This window comes from Paenibacillus sp. FSL F4-0122, from assembly GCF_038002845.1.
In the GTDB taxonomy this organism is placed as follows: Bacteria; Bacillota; Bacilli; order Paenibacillales; family Paenibacillaceae; genus Paenibacillus_AQ; species Paenibacillus_AQ odorifer.
Genome location: NZ_JBBODI010000001.1, coordinates 4,184,845 through 4,198,170 on the forward strand (window position 1 = coordinate 4,184,845; position 13,326 = coordinate 4,198,170).

Sequence of the window (13,326 nt, forward strand, 5' to 3'; positions counted from 1 at the left end):
ACCATCTTTCTATTTAGGATCTTCCGGAGCAATATGCCAATCCGAGAACAAATTTCCGGAGATAGTGATGGAATTTTGCAGTTGGATCGTAAGCATTCCTTCGGGCGTCCATGCGTCCAGAATTCGAGTGATTGGCGAATAGGACCCGTTAGGGAACCAGATGGGGGTAAAATGTACGCGGCTTTGATAAGTGGAATACTCGTTAGGCTTAAGCCAGAAGCTGGCGCTGTATCCTGAAGTCTTTATATCATGCAACCGCCAGTAGTTTTGGTAAGCAAATTCGGGGAAATAGGAAACGGCATGTTGTGCTCCTGTAATGTGACTGCTTGGAGCATTAGAAGATAGAGCGGTAGTAGTGTTGATTTCAATTCCGTATCCTGATTTCATTTGATTCGATAAGAGAGAAGGAGACTTTGGATCAGGCAAGAGGGATTGAGTTGCGGAGAGGGTGGCCATATAGCTTGCGCGTGTATAATCCCACCATCCGTCGTCCCGCCAATGCCCATTATCTTGCCAGTAGCCGGTATCTTTTCCCGTGGTGTACCAATGCCAGTTGGATATCCATACCCAATACTCATGCCAGCTGGCGGACCATACTCCCCAAGATGCTGATGTTCGATTGGAGTAAGATGGAACACTGGGTGGAACATAGCTGGTATTTTGATCGGTTGCTTTGGGGTCAGGTGGTGGATTTTGATTTATATCGACAATGGAGGCCGTAATTGTACTTTCGCTAAGGCAGCCATTAGAGGATGTAATATGGATGGTAGTAGTTTGCGCTTTACTTGGGGTTCTCCATTTTACCCAAACGACCTGGCTATCCCCATCTGGAATAACGATATTCGTTACTGTGTAACTGCTGCCCATAATATAGAAAGTAACGCTGGCAGGAGCTTTGGGGTTAATCTGAGTGCTTGTGGAAAGGTGTACGGAAGTGATGACATCAGTGTCAGTGCGGTACTGCAAGCTGGTTTCGGTGGGAGGGGGAGTGGTCGAAGCGTCTTTAAAGCGCACTATCCCAAGTCCAAGAGAACTTATGATTTGATCGTTGCTCACGCGATTGTCCGTAGGACCGTCCCAGGCTGGAAAGCCAAGATCAGTTGTTTCCAAAAACAAAGATAGAGGAAGATTCTGGTGGGTTAGGCTGACCATCTTTGAGCGTAATCCACCACTAAGGAGTTGATCGTACAAGGCGGCTTCATGAGCGGTCATGGCCATTTGTACACCTTGAAAGGTGATGTAGGCAACAGGTTCAAGAAGTAGTTTATAGTTACCATTAGTCAGAGTGTCGTAATCGACATGACTGGCTTCCGCAATATATTGAACAACCAGCTCGTCGGTAAAATAACTTTTAATTTCTTCAATGCTGGTCTGCCCGCTTTTCGACTTAATAATGAAGGGAAGCCCTTTCTGGGGGTGAACATAGGTATAGACACCGGTGTTTGGTGTTAAATGCGCTCCGTGAGTATACTGTAATTTGCTGACTTTGCCAAAATGCAGAATTGCATTCGGTGGTGTTCGATTTGTGAAATCAACCGGTGAAGCGACCGTGGTTTGGTCACTGTCTCGAATGATTGTTACTCGCACTCCTTCATCATGAGTATTCCAAAAATTCTGGTCACTGCCGCTGCCCATGCCTCCTCCGCCATGATCAATGTTGCCATCTCCTGTTCCGTCAGCGTAACCGGAGTATGGAAATATGCACAGAAGAACTGCGATGATGAGGAGAACTGATTTTATTTTTCTCAAAGAATAAACCTCCTCCAAAATAAAACGAGCGTAGCAATTTGCTACGCCCAAATTAATGTGTATAGTGTTTAGTCCATCGAGCCAACTTTGTTGCCGGTTAGTTCATCGCCTTCACTGCCTACGCTTGTTCCTTGACTCCCGCCACCTTGGTCCTTGACCCAACCAAACCCAGGAACATAAACTTGTCCTTTGTTGTTCTTATCTCCTGCTTTAGGAGTAGTTGCCGTTTCCTTATTTGGTTCAGTTTGCTTCTCGTCATACTTAGGAGGGGCCGCAGAGGACTTTACTTTTTCAAGCTCCTTAACTTTAGGTTTTGGTGGTTCTGTAGGTTTAGAGGTTACTTTAGGCTGGGAGATGGGAACTTCAACCTTAGTTACTTCTTTTTCAGGCTGCAGGATAGGAGCTTCAGAAGGCGAGGGTTGGGTGCTAATTTCGGGTACAGCAACCGGTGATGAACTTGGTTGTTCCGAAGAGAGGACGGGGGCCTTTGTTACGTCGGGTGCTTCTATTGCAGGAGAGGGTGAAGCAACGGAAACCGTATTACTAAGAGTAGCTACATTCTTATTATCATCTGGATGGGAAGAGTCACTCCACAAGTATACTCCGATGGCTACAATAACCAGGCCGCTGGCTATCAATAAAACTCTTTTCTTCTTCAAAATTCTACATCTCCTTTATAAAAAAAATTAATTTGGGGGGGAGATACTATCTCTATATTACTGTATAAAAATGTAAATTCCAATAGAAACAGCGTAACGGTTTTTATTTTTTTATGAAATAATACTTTACTTACTGAACTTAGGACGGTAAACGGCTTGAATCGGCAAGTCTGCTTTCATAGAGGGCAAACGCTCCCAGCCAAAAGAAAGTGGAACCTCTAGATGAATAACGGCCTGCACAGTGAATTGCTGGATACTCTCAGTGGAGGCAGGTGCAAAGGAAGGGTTTTGTATCGTGACCTTTAGATTGGAAATAGTGTATTCGACCTCTCCCCCTGTCCGCTTTTCATATTGATTTCCCTCTTGGACTAATCCTAGAGCTTTTACAAGCCGTGTGTAGATGTCACCTGTAGAAACCTTTATTGCCCATCCAGCCGAGGAACGAATGTATCCTCCTGAGTAGCTTTGTCGAAGACTTGGATAGACATTGCTGTAGTTTTCTGTTGCAACGGAAATAATGGCACTTTGAACTGCATCGCGTACTCCGGAGGCTATAATGCTGAGTCTCAAGAATTCGTACACGGCGCAAGAGAGAATCAACAGGGCTAATACAACAGCTACAATTAGGGGGAATCCGCTACCAGACCGATTTTTCAGAAGGATCTTCATTTCCAGTACACCTCGCTTTTGCCGGGGCCTTTCGCCGTGAGCTCAATTGGAAAGGAACCGAAATCGCCGAACAACCCGATATTAACAGTGGTATTCAGCGTCACCGTGAACTCCTGATTGATCTGAATCTGACCGGTTTTGCTCCAGGAGATCGTAGGGTGCAGCCCCGTTTGCGCCTGTAGTTCTGCGGCCCTCTGCGTAGTTTCCTGTCCGACTCTACCTGAAATCTCAGCCTCGCGCGCTAACTCTGCCGCAAAAGTATCTAATTGATATTTTGTTACAAAGACGGGGATAACTTTTACTACCAGCGCGACACAGAGCATGACGGCCATGACCAATACGACAACATCCACATATCCCTCGCCACGTTTATTGATGAGGTGCTTCATGGCCAGCTTCCTTTCTCATAAGGTGAGCGAATGACTAAAAAAGAGTGCCGACAGCCTTCATAATTTCCATGCCCAAAATGACTACATACATCAACATGAAGCAGACAAGCATCCAAAGAGAATATTTTCGGATTTTTCCAGGTCGTTTCATGGCTGTGAGTTTAAGGCGTTGGATTTCCATGAGTTTGAAATCATGAGCAAGCATATCGAAGTAAACTGAACCTTGATCACCGCGCATAACGGCAAGTAACCCGCGCACTACATCAGACAGCATGGAGCTTCCCAATCGTGCCTCCAGCCGTAAAAGAGCTGTTTCCTGATTGCCACTCTTCATGTCTGCTACGGTCATATTCAGTTCGTGTTCTAAGCTGCCGCCAGCATGTTTACTGTAAACCTCCAGTAAGCGGAGTACATCGCGGGATGCCTTAAGCTCCTGGGCAATGGTGGCGACAAAACGGGGAAGCTCCACTTCGATTTGCTCCCGTTTCTTGCGCACGACTTCGTCTGCCAGCCGTGATTCCTTGAAAAAAATCGCAATTGCGAGAAATAGAAATACCGGAAACAATAGGGGAAGCAGTGGAAGAATGAAGAATCCTGCACAGAAGATTAATCCAGCCTTTACAATTGCCCCAGCTAAATAAGCCTCAGGGGTGATGGATATCCCCGCTGAACGCAAGGTCGCCGCCGTTTTTCGCTTGTAGTAATCGCCGAGTTTTAATTTGCTGGCTAGCCAAATAGATAAACGAAAAATGACGCTTTGTAAAATGGAGCCTTTAGCCTTCCCGATTCTGGCAACCAGAAGGGTTGCCCGAGTAGAAGCTAAAGTGGGAAGTTTTATCCATTCTGCGACAATAAAATAAGACCCAACTGCCATAAGGAGTTGGAAACCAATCAGTATGCCGGTCATAAGTGAGAGGGACCTCCTTTATCTTTCCCATTCGTCATCAGCCTGCTTCTCGAGCGCAGAACAAGGAAGGAACTCGACAGAATAGGGAGTATTTAATTCCCGAGCCTGATGCCTTTGACCCCTATAACTCGGTGTATTTTCTGCAACACGCGGCATTTGTCCAAGATTGGCAAGCGAGGCGAAGGTTGTTCCTGCAATGATAATATGATCAAGAACCTGGATATGAAGGGGAGAGAAAATCGAGACTAGATTCTTGGTGAGCATGATATCTTCGGGAGAAGGTGTAGAAATTCCACTTGGATGATTATGGGCCAGAATGATCGAAGAACAGTCAGCATTTAAAGCGGCCTTCAGGATGTTCCGGGGATAGACTTGTGCTTCGCCTACACTTCCTTCGGAAATCACCTTTGTTTCTATGATTTGATTTTTGCGGTCCAAAAAAGCCACCATAAAACGCTCCCGATCTTTTATGCCGGCCAGATGGATGGAGAAATAGCGATTTGCTATTTCAGGTGACGAGATCACTTGTTTGGCGTTTTCTTCTTCCCACTGCAAAAAACGATGAGAACGAAGGAAAGCGTTCAGGAGCTCAACCTTGCGAATTTGCGCGCTTGTTAATTCCAAAGAGTACGGATGCTCCAAAGCGTTCAGCAAGTTGTTTGCAGATCCATATTGCTGTAATTTATCAAGCGGAATGCCGGTCAAACGTGAGAGCGATTGGATATAATCCGTAATTAATTGATCATCCAATGGATTTAAGGCCATCAGGTTGGCTCCTTTAGGTTCTTCAATACCTCGCTGACAAAATGTAATTTGGTATAAAGTTCATCAGAGAATTTCCACTCTTTCAGCCGCACCCAGAATTCGCTCGTCCCATGCTGATTGAGTAGGTGAGCAATCGCCTCCTGCTCCTGAGGAGTTGTTTCCAGCAATTCACTCAACCAATAGGCAGTTTCGATGGCTCCGTCCTTCATCGCTTATACTCCAAAGGCCTTGTTAATCGGATGACTGCCGCAAACCCAATAAAGAGCGTCACGCCACAAAGAGCCAGCACCATTTGTCCCGGCAAGCTACCAGTTAGGCTATGGAACCAATCCCGATTGAGAAAGTAGAGCAAAGGGATGTTTCCCAGCATGAGCAGCGCCATCGTTAAAAATTCTTTCAATGGCTCGTACAGTTGATAATCTAGCTCAGCAGAAACCACGCGCATATCCGAATGCTTGGCGACAATTGGCATTAGCGTGGACTTGAGTGTGCGATCATCCTGGCAAGCGATCAGCGCAGCGCACCACTCTTGAAAGACGCTGTCATTAATTCGGTCCTGCAGCTGAAGTAGCGCTAAGCGTAAATTGGAGTGGATCAGTTTCGATTCGGCTAGGAATGCCTGAAAGACATCGGATACCGGCGGATTAAGGTACGGCAGATTCTCTTCGACCGCTGCCAGTATGTTCTCACTACGCAGATATGAGGTAGTGATAATAGAGAGGGAGGTTTCTAGCTCGGCATGAAGCCGTTTCTTATAGAAGGTGGAGGTGAAGATGACCATCCATACCGGACAGAGGGCGAGCCCTCCAGCTAGTACCGGGGCCAGCCAGCCGTTGTGAAGCATCATTCCCAGTATGGCCCCTAGAATAGCTAAGGCCAAAGAGCTTGCGGCCATAAGTCCAATTTTATTTACTTGCCCGGTTTGCTGAAGAATAGCCTTCGCTTCATGAACAGCAGCGCGCCACCCCTTTAGCTTTTTTGGATGCTGAGCTAATCGGACGCGTTTACCGAGGGCAAGCTGTCGCGAGGATAAATGTGTGAGTGTGCTCGATAATTCCTCTCGTAACACCCGCGGAGATAGATCCAGTAGCAATAGGCAGCCTGCAGATAAAACGACGAAGGAAACTAAAAACAAAATCATGCTGCTCCTCCTTCCAGAAGTGTAGTAAGCCGAGACAGGGGCATTCCGTTTTCTAAAAGCCTCTTTTGCAGTTCAGGAGAAATATCACGGACCTTTTCATATCCGCCCTCCACCACAATTTTTCCGCTAATTTCCCTGATGGAATGAACGGCATATCGAAATAGGGGAGCGATTTCCCGTTGTCCATTTGGCAGGATGCGGCATTCCGTAATCTCCATGATCCGCCGAGAATTATCTTCCAGCTTCTTGACGAATAACACCAGCGGAAACGCCTCTGTCACCAAGTTGTACAGCGTAGCGTCGTTCATTTCGTACTTCTGGGTGCAAAGTGTGACCATACGGTAATAGGTGGATAAACAAGAATTAGCATGGGTAGTCGTAATGACGGTATGCCCAGTTCGGGCTGCTTCCTGAGCAGCGAACGCCTCTGCTGATTTCATTTCACCCACACAAATCACATCCGGATTGGCAGTTAAGGCAAACTCCAGTAGTCTTTCCTGGTCAATATGCTGCCGTGGATCTTCGCTGGAGCGGGTTACAGTGTGTACAACATTATTGAGGACCAGTCCTTGTTCATCCTGGACGACTAAATCAAATTCACGAGTCTCATTTTCAATTGTGAATATCCGCTTCTCAAAGGGGATCGTGGAGAGAAGCCAGCTCATCAAGGTGGTTTTGCCGCTGCCTGTAGCGCCCGTCACACACATAGACAAGCCGTAACGCAAGCAAAGACTTAGAAAATCGAGCATTTCGGCAGTCGCCGTGCCATTGACGACGAAATCTTCCCGGGCTAGCTTCTGTGGATTGATGATCCGAATCGAGGCGGCAATGCCTTTTTCTTTATCCGTAATCGGTGGTCCGAATACCGTGATACGGATATTATTGGCAAGATGTCCGCGTACTATCGGTTGTGAATAATCTAAAATCATTCCAGATTGATGCAGTAGCCGCCGGACGATATCAATGGCATGTTCTGGCGATGAGAACTGTTCCTCAGCCGGAATGATTCGGCCATCAGTGTAGCTGATTTTGACATCGTTATAGCCATTGATGTTGATCTCTTCAACGTCTTTGGAGTACAGGTAGCGGGTGAGGAAGGAGTACTCAACCATTTCGGCATACAGACGGTTGACCAGCTCATCAAAGGATAGTCCTGGCACGTGTAGGCGATGGTCGGTTAGATATTGACTCATATAGGCGATAAGCTGCTGTTTCTGCTCTTCAGGTTTTCGGCTAATCAACGTTGCGTATTTTCCGGAAAGATAGCTCTGAACCTCTTGCAGCACATCGGTAAACGATTTGGACTCGGTAGAGAAAAAATGAGCAGCATGATTCATGAACGGTCACCTCGTTTCATTCGTGAGAAACGATTCAACACTTTTTTGAAATAGGAAAGGGGGTGGCCGGAAGAATCTGTTCGTTTAGGTGGTGGGGCTGCTGATTTGGCCGGCAATAGGTGGTCGATTAATGAATGAATGCCTTGGAGGTAGGCAACAGCCTCTTTGCCAGAACAATCCTCCAATAATTGAGCCGCAGCTACTTGCTGTTCAATCTGCAGAAGGTAGGGCAGTGTGATGTCAATACCACCAAAGATCTGAGTGTATTCGTTGCTGTCCTGCTCGGGTTTTACCTTGGATAACACTGAAACAACACTGGAACGGCGAAAGCGGTGGTCGGTCAGAAGAGGCATATAGGAAGCGAAAAACATCAGGCTCTTCAGATCACAACTGTGGATGCGTACCTGATGATCGGCCAACTCCAGCGCAATAACGGATAAAAGATCGGCTGAAAGATAACTCGAGCAATCGACAATGACCACATCTGCCAAATGACGAGCAAGGGTCAGCAGATCTACGACACGCTCACGGCTGTAGGTTGCATAGCTGAAGGAGCTATCTCCTTTTTTGTATCCCAGAAGTGCAATATGCGGGGAGACGTCCAGTGGCAGAGCATAGTGTAAAATATCGTCTTGGCTTAAAGCTGGCAAGCTAAGTAGTTCTCCCAGAGAAGCATGGTTTGCGCTACCCTTTGGCGCAATTGTGGCCGCAGAGGGGCAAAGTGCATCACTGCAAAGTAAGAGTACATTCTGCTTTCGATTGGCAAAGGCTTGAGCCAGCTTTACCGCTGTCACCGTCTTTCCGCTGCTTGGGCTGCCCCATACGGCAATCAACGTTTTGTTATTCATGACTGCTCTCCTCCTTCGGAGCAGAACTTGCTGCGAAATAAGCATCCTGTTTATCAGTGAAAGTTTTGGCAGTAGCTGCATCTCCGCGATAGACCAAAGCTACATGAAGTTTGCTCTTGTTTTCCAGGTCTGCCAAGAGGGATGCTTGCTGCGGAAGAACTAGCAATGTTAAGGTTGACGGCAGTTCTTGTTCTTCTCCATCCGAATCCGTTGATGCATTCTCAGGGGATTGGGCCTCAGCACCGCTGCTCGTTGTAACTCCCAGTACCTCTACATATTGCAATTCCGGCGGGGAAGTCGTGGTACGCAGTTCACCATAGTCGGAAGCAATCAGAGTTACAATGTCACCGGATTGCAGTTTGCCGGATAAACCGGCAGCTAAGCTTTTGATTGAAATCGAAATGGCTTGTTTGGTTCCATTCAATCGGCTTACATAGGCGTCCAGCGGCACCGAAGACAATTTCCCGGGAAGAAGGTAATCCCCTTTGAGCAAATCGACAGTTGCGTAATGGCCGATTACATTGTCCGGTGATGACAGTACATCGGCCGGCAAATGATATGCCCCAACTTGTACCGTCTCTATATCTTCCGGGGCAATTGCGATTCCTTTGGCCACATTTTTAACCAAACGAACAATACTGGTTTGTTCACTGCTTTTTTGGTTCAACAGAGGTGCAATCCCCAATGTCAAAATGAGCGAGAGGATAATACAAAGAAAGCCTACAGTCGAACGTTTTCGAAAAAGGTTTTTCAATTGAGTGACCTCCTAGAAATGAACAGTTACTGAGCGAGATGAGCCAGTATAACGACCACCACACCGCCAGCAGATAAAAAGGGAGCAAGCGGTAAGGCCGTATATTTGGCGATGTGGAATCCATGACGAAGGGCAATAGCAGTCGCGAAAATTAGCACAAATCCCAAGCCGAATAGGCTTTGTAGCGTCCCATATAGAGGGCCGAATACAAAGCCGCAAGCTGCCATCAGTTTGATATCGCCGCCGCCAAGCTTACCATTTGAACCTATGGCACCAATCCAATAGGGAAGTCCGGTAACAAGTATCCCAAGGATGGAGAAGAACAGGGAGAAGTGGAGTAAACCTACGAGGAAGATGGCAAGGGGGATAGCATTCGGGATTTGTTTCGTTTTCAGGTCGCAAATACTTGCCCAGAGCAAAAGAGGAAAGAGCAACCATATATGAAGGGAAATGCTGCTCATATCGAAGTGTTATCCCATTCTGGCAGAGCACGGTAAGGGTAATACTTCTGGCTTTTCTTGAATGCAACCATAAAGCGTAGTTGATCCAATACAGAGAGATTATGCCGATCTTTGGTTGTCATCATCACAGAGGCAGCAACACCACTGAGGAAGGTGACGACGGCAAAGGGGACACTGCCTTTCAGGAGCCAGATCATAAGGGCAAGAAAAAAAGCTCCGAAGGAGCCAACGAAGGTTTGAATCAGTTGCGATTTACCGAAGCCTGGAAACCATTCGCTTTGCGGTTTGACACCCATAGGGATATATAACGTTTGCGATTCTTCATTCAAGGTGGATGCTCCTTTCTTTGTGCGTATAAGCTATCAAGGTTCCTACTGATAGTAATGCAGCATGATCTCCTTGATCTGCCAGATACTTTCCGCGAGTACATAGAAGATGACTACATTTCGAGCGCGCTTCTTATACTTGCTTACTTCCTCATCTGCTCCGGAAAGCCGGACCATGGTATAGATGAAGCGAAATACACAGCCCGCACGTATGAGCAAGATACAGGCTTGGGCTAATTCCTCTAGGGTTACCATCGCCTAACCTGCCTTGCCCAGTTTGCGCGCCATGCCAACGAGCTTGATACTGTGATAGACATTGTTAACCACGCCTCCATTGCCTCCGGTTGTAATCAAGAAGTCGGAGAGGAAGCGAGGGGTCCGGATCGCCAGCATCATGCAGGCCATCCCCCAAAACACGTGATTCTGTAGCATTAATCCGACGCCCAGCTTTGCTAGGGCAATCTGAATGACAACTGCCAGCATGGATTGCATGAATTTTTGAGCATATGCACGGAACACGCCTTTGTCGTTGTCCAGTAAACCGACGCAGGCCAGCGGGATGCCAACACGCAAGATAAACATTTCGAGTCCTCGCATCAAGAACTGGAAGTACAGAATGAAGAAACACACCACGAAGATAAGACCAAAGACAGCGGTAACCAATCCGGCAGACTCTAAGGCATTGACCCACATCTGCCAATCGTAATTAGTAGATTGACCGATTACCCCCAGCAGTTGGTTTGATAAGTCTTCGACAATTTGACCGAGCCAGGTATAGATAGTGGGGAAGCAGATCGCAACAGCCATGGAGCGAAAAAAGTTGGTGAGTAGAAAAAGAGGATCTTCATCGGGGTCGCCATCGGTCCATAACACGTAAATTTCGAAGCCTTTTTTCAGGAATTTGAGGATCATTAAGGCTACACCGAAAGAGAACACAATGTCGTAAAGATTTTCAAGCAGATTCGCACCGGTGGTTAACGTCATGTATTTCTCGGCGTACAGTGAAATTGGGATGATGTCTTTCAGCAGAGAGTCGATATAGACCAAGGAACCATTCAAAAGCGCAATGATGAGCAGCAAAATGATTTTTTCCAAGCTTCATGCCTCCTTCCTGCAGGAAACGGCGCTAAGGCCGCTCCCGCAAAAGGTAGTGGGATTAGCCTTTGTAGTTGAACATATCCTTGATGCGTTGTGTCAGGGTTGGAAGAATCGTGCCATTAAATAGCACATACAGGCCGGCCAGCAGCAAGGCTCCGATGACAACGGCAATCAGAATTTTGATCCCGGTATCTACGTAACCTTCTCCGCGACGATTACGCAGAGTTTGTTTTGCCAGCGCTGCAGTATCTATGCTTTTTTCCTTTGCTGCCTTCAACCATTTTTTCATTATTCATAACCTCCAGAAATATAGTGTGGTAGGGAAAACAAAAAGAGCCTGTCCAGGGGACACGCCCGAATTACTTGTAATAGCCGATAATGACATTGAGAGTGGCTGAACCAAGCACGGCTCCAATACAAGAAACGATGGCCACGATAATCCGATTGTTCCACTTCTTCGTGTCCATCTCGTCCGCAGCAGAGCGCCGGATGCAGAAGTAAATGATAAGCAAGCCAGCGACTACGGGGGCGAGGATCATCAACCAAGTCGTGACATCTCCGATCAACTTCTCCGTACCTGTTACAAGCTTGCTACCTTTGATGTCCCCTGATGCATAAGCAGATTGGGAATTTATCAGCAAACAACTGAAAAGGATGCTCATATTGAGCGTAAGACGATAGATGAATCTCTTGGTCAATTCTAATCGTCGAAGGGCGGAGGCATGAATCCGCCGGAGGAGGTTGTAGCCTGCTGACGTTGTTCGGCCAATTGTCTTGCGATGTCCTTTTGATAATAAATCCAGATGTTCCACAGCTTCACCTCCTCTCTCGTGTTAGTCAGAATGGGGCGTCGCTGCTCTCGTTCCTCGCGGACTCGTCGGTTATGTTCCTTGTCGCCCAGACCCATCATGGCGTTAAATGCCCACTCACTGAGATCCGGAGAATACATCATGGCGGGGTGCGAACGTGATAAGACGATTTGATAAGGCCGGGACACACGGCGTACTTCGTCAACGGTCAGAAGCTTGCGCTCCAATAAATTAAGGCTGTGCGAAGTACTGGGAGTAGAGTATTTGCCATGCGAAGCCGAAAGCTGATAGCTGGAGGTGGTGTATGTCCCCAATTTCTCACTGATTTCACGTAAGGTCTCCAGATCATCAGCCTGTAGATAAATCCAGGTTTGACAGTTACTCTTGATCGTACCGGCTACATGATCGTCGTATTTCTCTTTGAGCTGTTCAAAGCTTTGTACAAATAAGTTGAAGCGCATCCCACGTCCGCCGCCTACCGTCAGTTTGTTGGTGAAATCTGCAATAGGTGTAAAGTTACCAAATTCATCTAAAATGAAGTTGACACGCCGTTCCAATCTCCCGCCGCGGACATCGGCCTGAGTGGTTAGGAGTTCATAGAGCTGCGAAACCATCAGGGAAGCGACAGGGTAGAAGGTGGTCTTTTCATCCGGAAGAATGATAAAAAGCGCCTGTTTCTTCTGGCCGAAGTCAGCCAGGGAAAAGTCGCTTTTATGGGTAATGGCATAAATAGATTTGGATGTGAAAAGTCTTAGAGTCGTAAGTGCCGAAGTATAAAAGCTACCCTTGGTGCGAGAAGGTGCAATGTCGGAAATGCTGAGCAGGGCACGGGCCGGATGATTCTGAGGTAGGCGTTTAAGGTACTCCTGCATCGGAGTCTTGTTGCCGATCTGCCGGTTCATCTCTGCCAAAAACCAGTATACATTGGTGAGGTTCTGATATTCCGGGCGTTTGATGTTATCCCAAACTACACTAAGAATGGAAGAAGCAATAACCGACATTTCTCCGTTCGTCCAGATTTTCTCTCCCTGTGATTTGCCGACCAATACCTGTGTCATATCCCAAGCCAGCATTTCGGCCTGTTCCTGGTCATCAGCCAGTGCAGCGTTGATAATAGGTTGCAGCAGGTTATAGTGATGGCTTTTTTCGGGGTGCCGGAAATCCAGCGTCCATACGGTGTATCCCAGTTTCTCTAGCAGCACATGGCTAAAATGAAATAATTCCGCTTTCGGGTCACTGATGACCATGGATTCTCCAGCCAGTCCTAAGAGGCCGATGGATTGCAACACCACTGTACGCGATTTCCCGCTCCGAGTAGCTCCTACGCACAGGGAATGCACATCATCTCAGATATAGTAGAGACGCTCCCGGTTACCTTCACGCTGCATGCCTAGTACAATCCCACCAGAAGATA

18 protein-coding genes are annotated in these 13,326 nt (G+C 47.2%); all 18 read right to left on the reverse strand.

All coding sequences use genetic code 11. The features are described from left to right. Positions 1-9: 9 nt before the first annotated feature. On the reverse strand, positions 10-1,749 hold the full coding sequence (locus tag MHH49_RS18070; protein ID WP_341138345.1) for a hypothetical protein: 1,740 nt from the start codon (positions 1,747-1,749) through the stop codon (positions 10-12). A 68-nt stretch (positions 1,750-1,817) separates the two neighbouring features. Further along, a complete protein-coding gene (locus tag MHH49_RS18075) occupies positions 1,818-2,408 on the reverse strand; it encodes a DUF6550 family protein (protein ID WP_341138346.1) in 591 nt (196 codons plus the stop codon). Between the two features lie 126 nt (positions 2,409-2,534). Beyond that, positions 2,535-3,077, reverse strand: a complete 543-nt coding sequence (locus tag MHH49_RS18080) for a hypothetical protein (protein ID WP_341138347.1) — start codon at positions 3,075-3,077, stop codon at positions 2,535-2,537. Then, positions 3,074-3,466: a DUF4320 family protein gene (locus MHH49_RS18085; protein ID WP_025705857.1), complete on the reverse strand. Its 393-nt coding sequence runs from the start codon at positions 3,464-3,466 to the stop codon at positions 3,074-3,076. Before MHH49_RS18085 ends, MHH49_RS18080 begins: the two co-directional genes overlap by 4 nt. Positions 3,467-3,500: 34 nt before the next feature. Beyond that, positions 3,501-4,373 carry a secretion protein F gene (locus MHH49_RS18090; RefSeq protein ID WP_341138348.1) on the reverse strand — a complete coding sequence of 291 codons (873 nt, stop codon included), beginning with the start codon at positions 4,371-4,373 and terminating at the stop codon, positions 3,501-3,503. Positions 4,374-4,391: 18 nt separating this feature from the next. After that, positions 4,392-5,138 carry a JAB domain-containing protein gene (locus MHH49_RS18095; RefSeq protein WP_341138349.1) on the reverse strand — a complete coding sequence of 249 codons (747 nt, stop codon included), beginning with the start codon at positions 5,136-5,138 and terminating at the stop codon, positions 4,392-4,394. Beyond that, positions 5,138-5,347 carry a hypothetical protein gene (locus MHH49_RS18100; RefSeq protein ID WP_341138350.1) on the reverse strand — a complete coding sequence of 70 codons (210 nt, stop codon included), beginning with the start codon at positions 5,345-5,347 and terminating at the stop codon, positions 5,138-5,140. The genes MHH49_RS18095 and MHH49_RS18100 overlap by 1 nt, the downstream gene beginning before the upstream one ends. Continuing rightward, positions 5,344-6,279, reverse strand: a complete 936-nt coding sequence (locus MHH49_RS18105; protein WP_341138351.1) for a type II secretion system F family protein — start codon at positions 6,277-6,279, stop codon at positions 5,344-5,346. Before MHH49_RS18105 ends, MHH49_RS18100 begins: the two co-directional genes overlap by 4 nt. Continuing rightward, positions 6,276-7,616, reverse strand: a complete 1,341-nt coding sequence (locus tag MHH49_RS18110) for a CpaF/VirB11 family protein (RefSeq protein ID WP_341138352.1) — start codon at positions 7,614-7,616, stop codon at positions 6,276-6,278. Before MHH49_RS18110 ends, MHH49_RS18105 begins: the two co-directional genes overlap by 4 nt. Next, positions 7,613-8,464 carry a MinD/ParA family ATP-binding protein gene (locus MHH49_RS18115; RefSeq protein ID WP_341138353.1) on the reverse strand — a complete coding sequence of 284 codons (852 nt, stop codon included), beginning with the start codon at positions 8,462-8,464 and terminating at the stop codon, positions 7,613-7,615. Before MHH49_RS18115 ends, MHH49_RS18110 begins: the two co-directional genes overlap by 4 nt. Continuing rightward, positions 8,457-9,218, reverse strand: coding sequence for a Flp pilus assembly protein CpaB (gene cpaB / locus MHH49_RS18120; protein ID WP_341138354.1), 762 nt, complete (start codon positions 9,216-9,218; stop codon positions 8,457-8,459). Before cpaB ends, MHH49_RS18115 begins: the two co-directional genes overlap by 8 nt. Before the next feature lie 26 nt (positions 9,219-9,244). Continuing rightward, positions 9,245-9,679, reverse strand: coding sequence for a prepilin peptidase (locus MHH49_RS18125; protein WP_341138355.1), 435 nt, complete (start codon positions 9,677-9,679; stop codon positions 9,245-9,247). Then, positions 9,676-10,008 carry a hypothetical protein gene (locus MHH49_RS18130; protein WP_341138356.1) on the reverse strand — a complete coding sequence of 111 codons (333 nt, stop codon included), beginning with the start codon at positions 10,006-10,008 and terminating at the stop codon, positions 9,676-9,678. The genes MHH49_RS18125 and MHH49_RS18130 overlap by 4 nt, the downstream gene beginning before the upstream one ends. Before the next feature lie 42 nt (positions 10,009-10,050). After that, the gene (locus MHH49_RS18135; RefSeq protein WP_025705847.1) at positions 10,051-10,260 is read right to left on the reverse strand and encodes a hypothetical protein; all 210 of its coding nucleotides are present in this window, start codon (positions 10,258-10,260) and stop codon (positions 10,051-10,053) included. Between the two features lie 3 nt (positions 10,261-10,263). After that, positions 10,264-11,100 (reverse strand): conjugal transfer protein TrbL family protein, encoded by an 837-nt coding sequence (locus MHH49_RS18140; protein WP_341138357.1) that lies wholly within the window; start codon positions 11,098-11,100, stop codon positions 10,264-10,266. A gap of 61 nt (positions 11,101-11,161) precedes the next feature. After that, on the reverse strand, positions 11,162-11,392 hold the full coding sequence (locus MHH49_RS18145) for a DUF6133 family protein (RefSeq protein ID WP_094901599.1): 231 nt from the start codon (positions 11,390-11,392) through the stop codon (positions 11,162-11,164). A gap of 70 nt (positions 11,393-11,462) precedes the next feature. Next, positions 11,463-11,744: an Mbov_0395 family pilin-like conjugal transfer protein gene (locus MHH49_RS18150; RefSeq protein WP_341138358.1), complete on the reverse strand. Its 282-nt coding sequence runs from the start codon at positions 11,742-11,744 to the stop codon at positions 11,463-11,465. 59 nt (positions 11,745-11,803) lie between these two features. Then, a complete protein-coding gene (locus MHH49_RS18155) occupies positions 11,804-13,252 on the reverse strand; it encodes a VirD4-like conjugal transfer protein, CD1115 family (RefSeq protein WP_341138359.1) in 1,449 nt (482 codons plus the stop codon). Positions 13,253-13,326 lie beyond the last annotated feature (74 nt).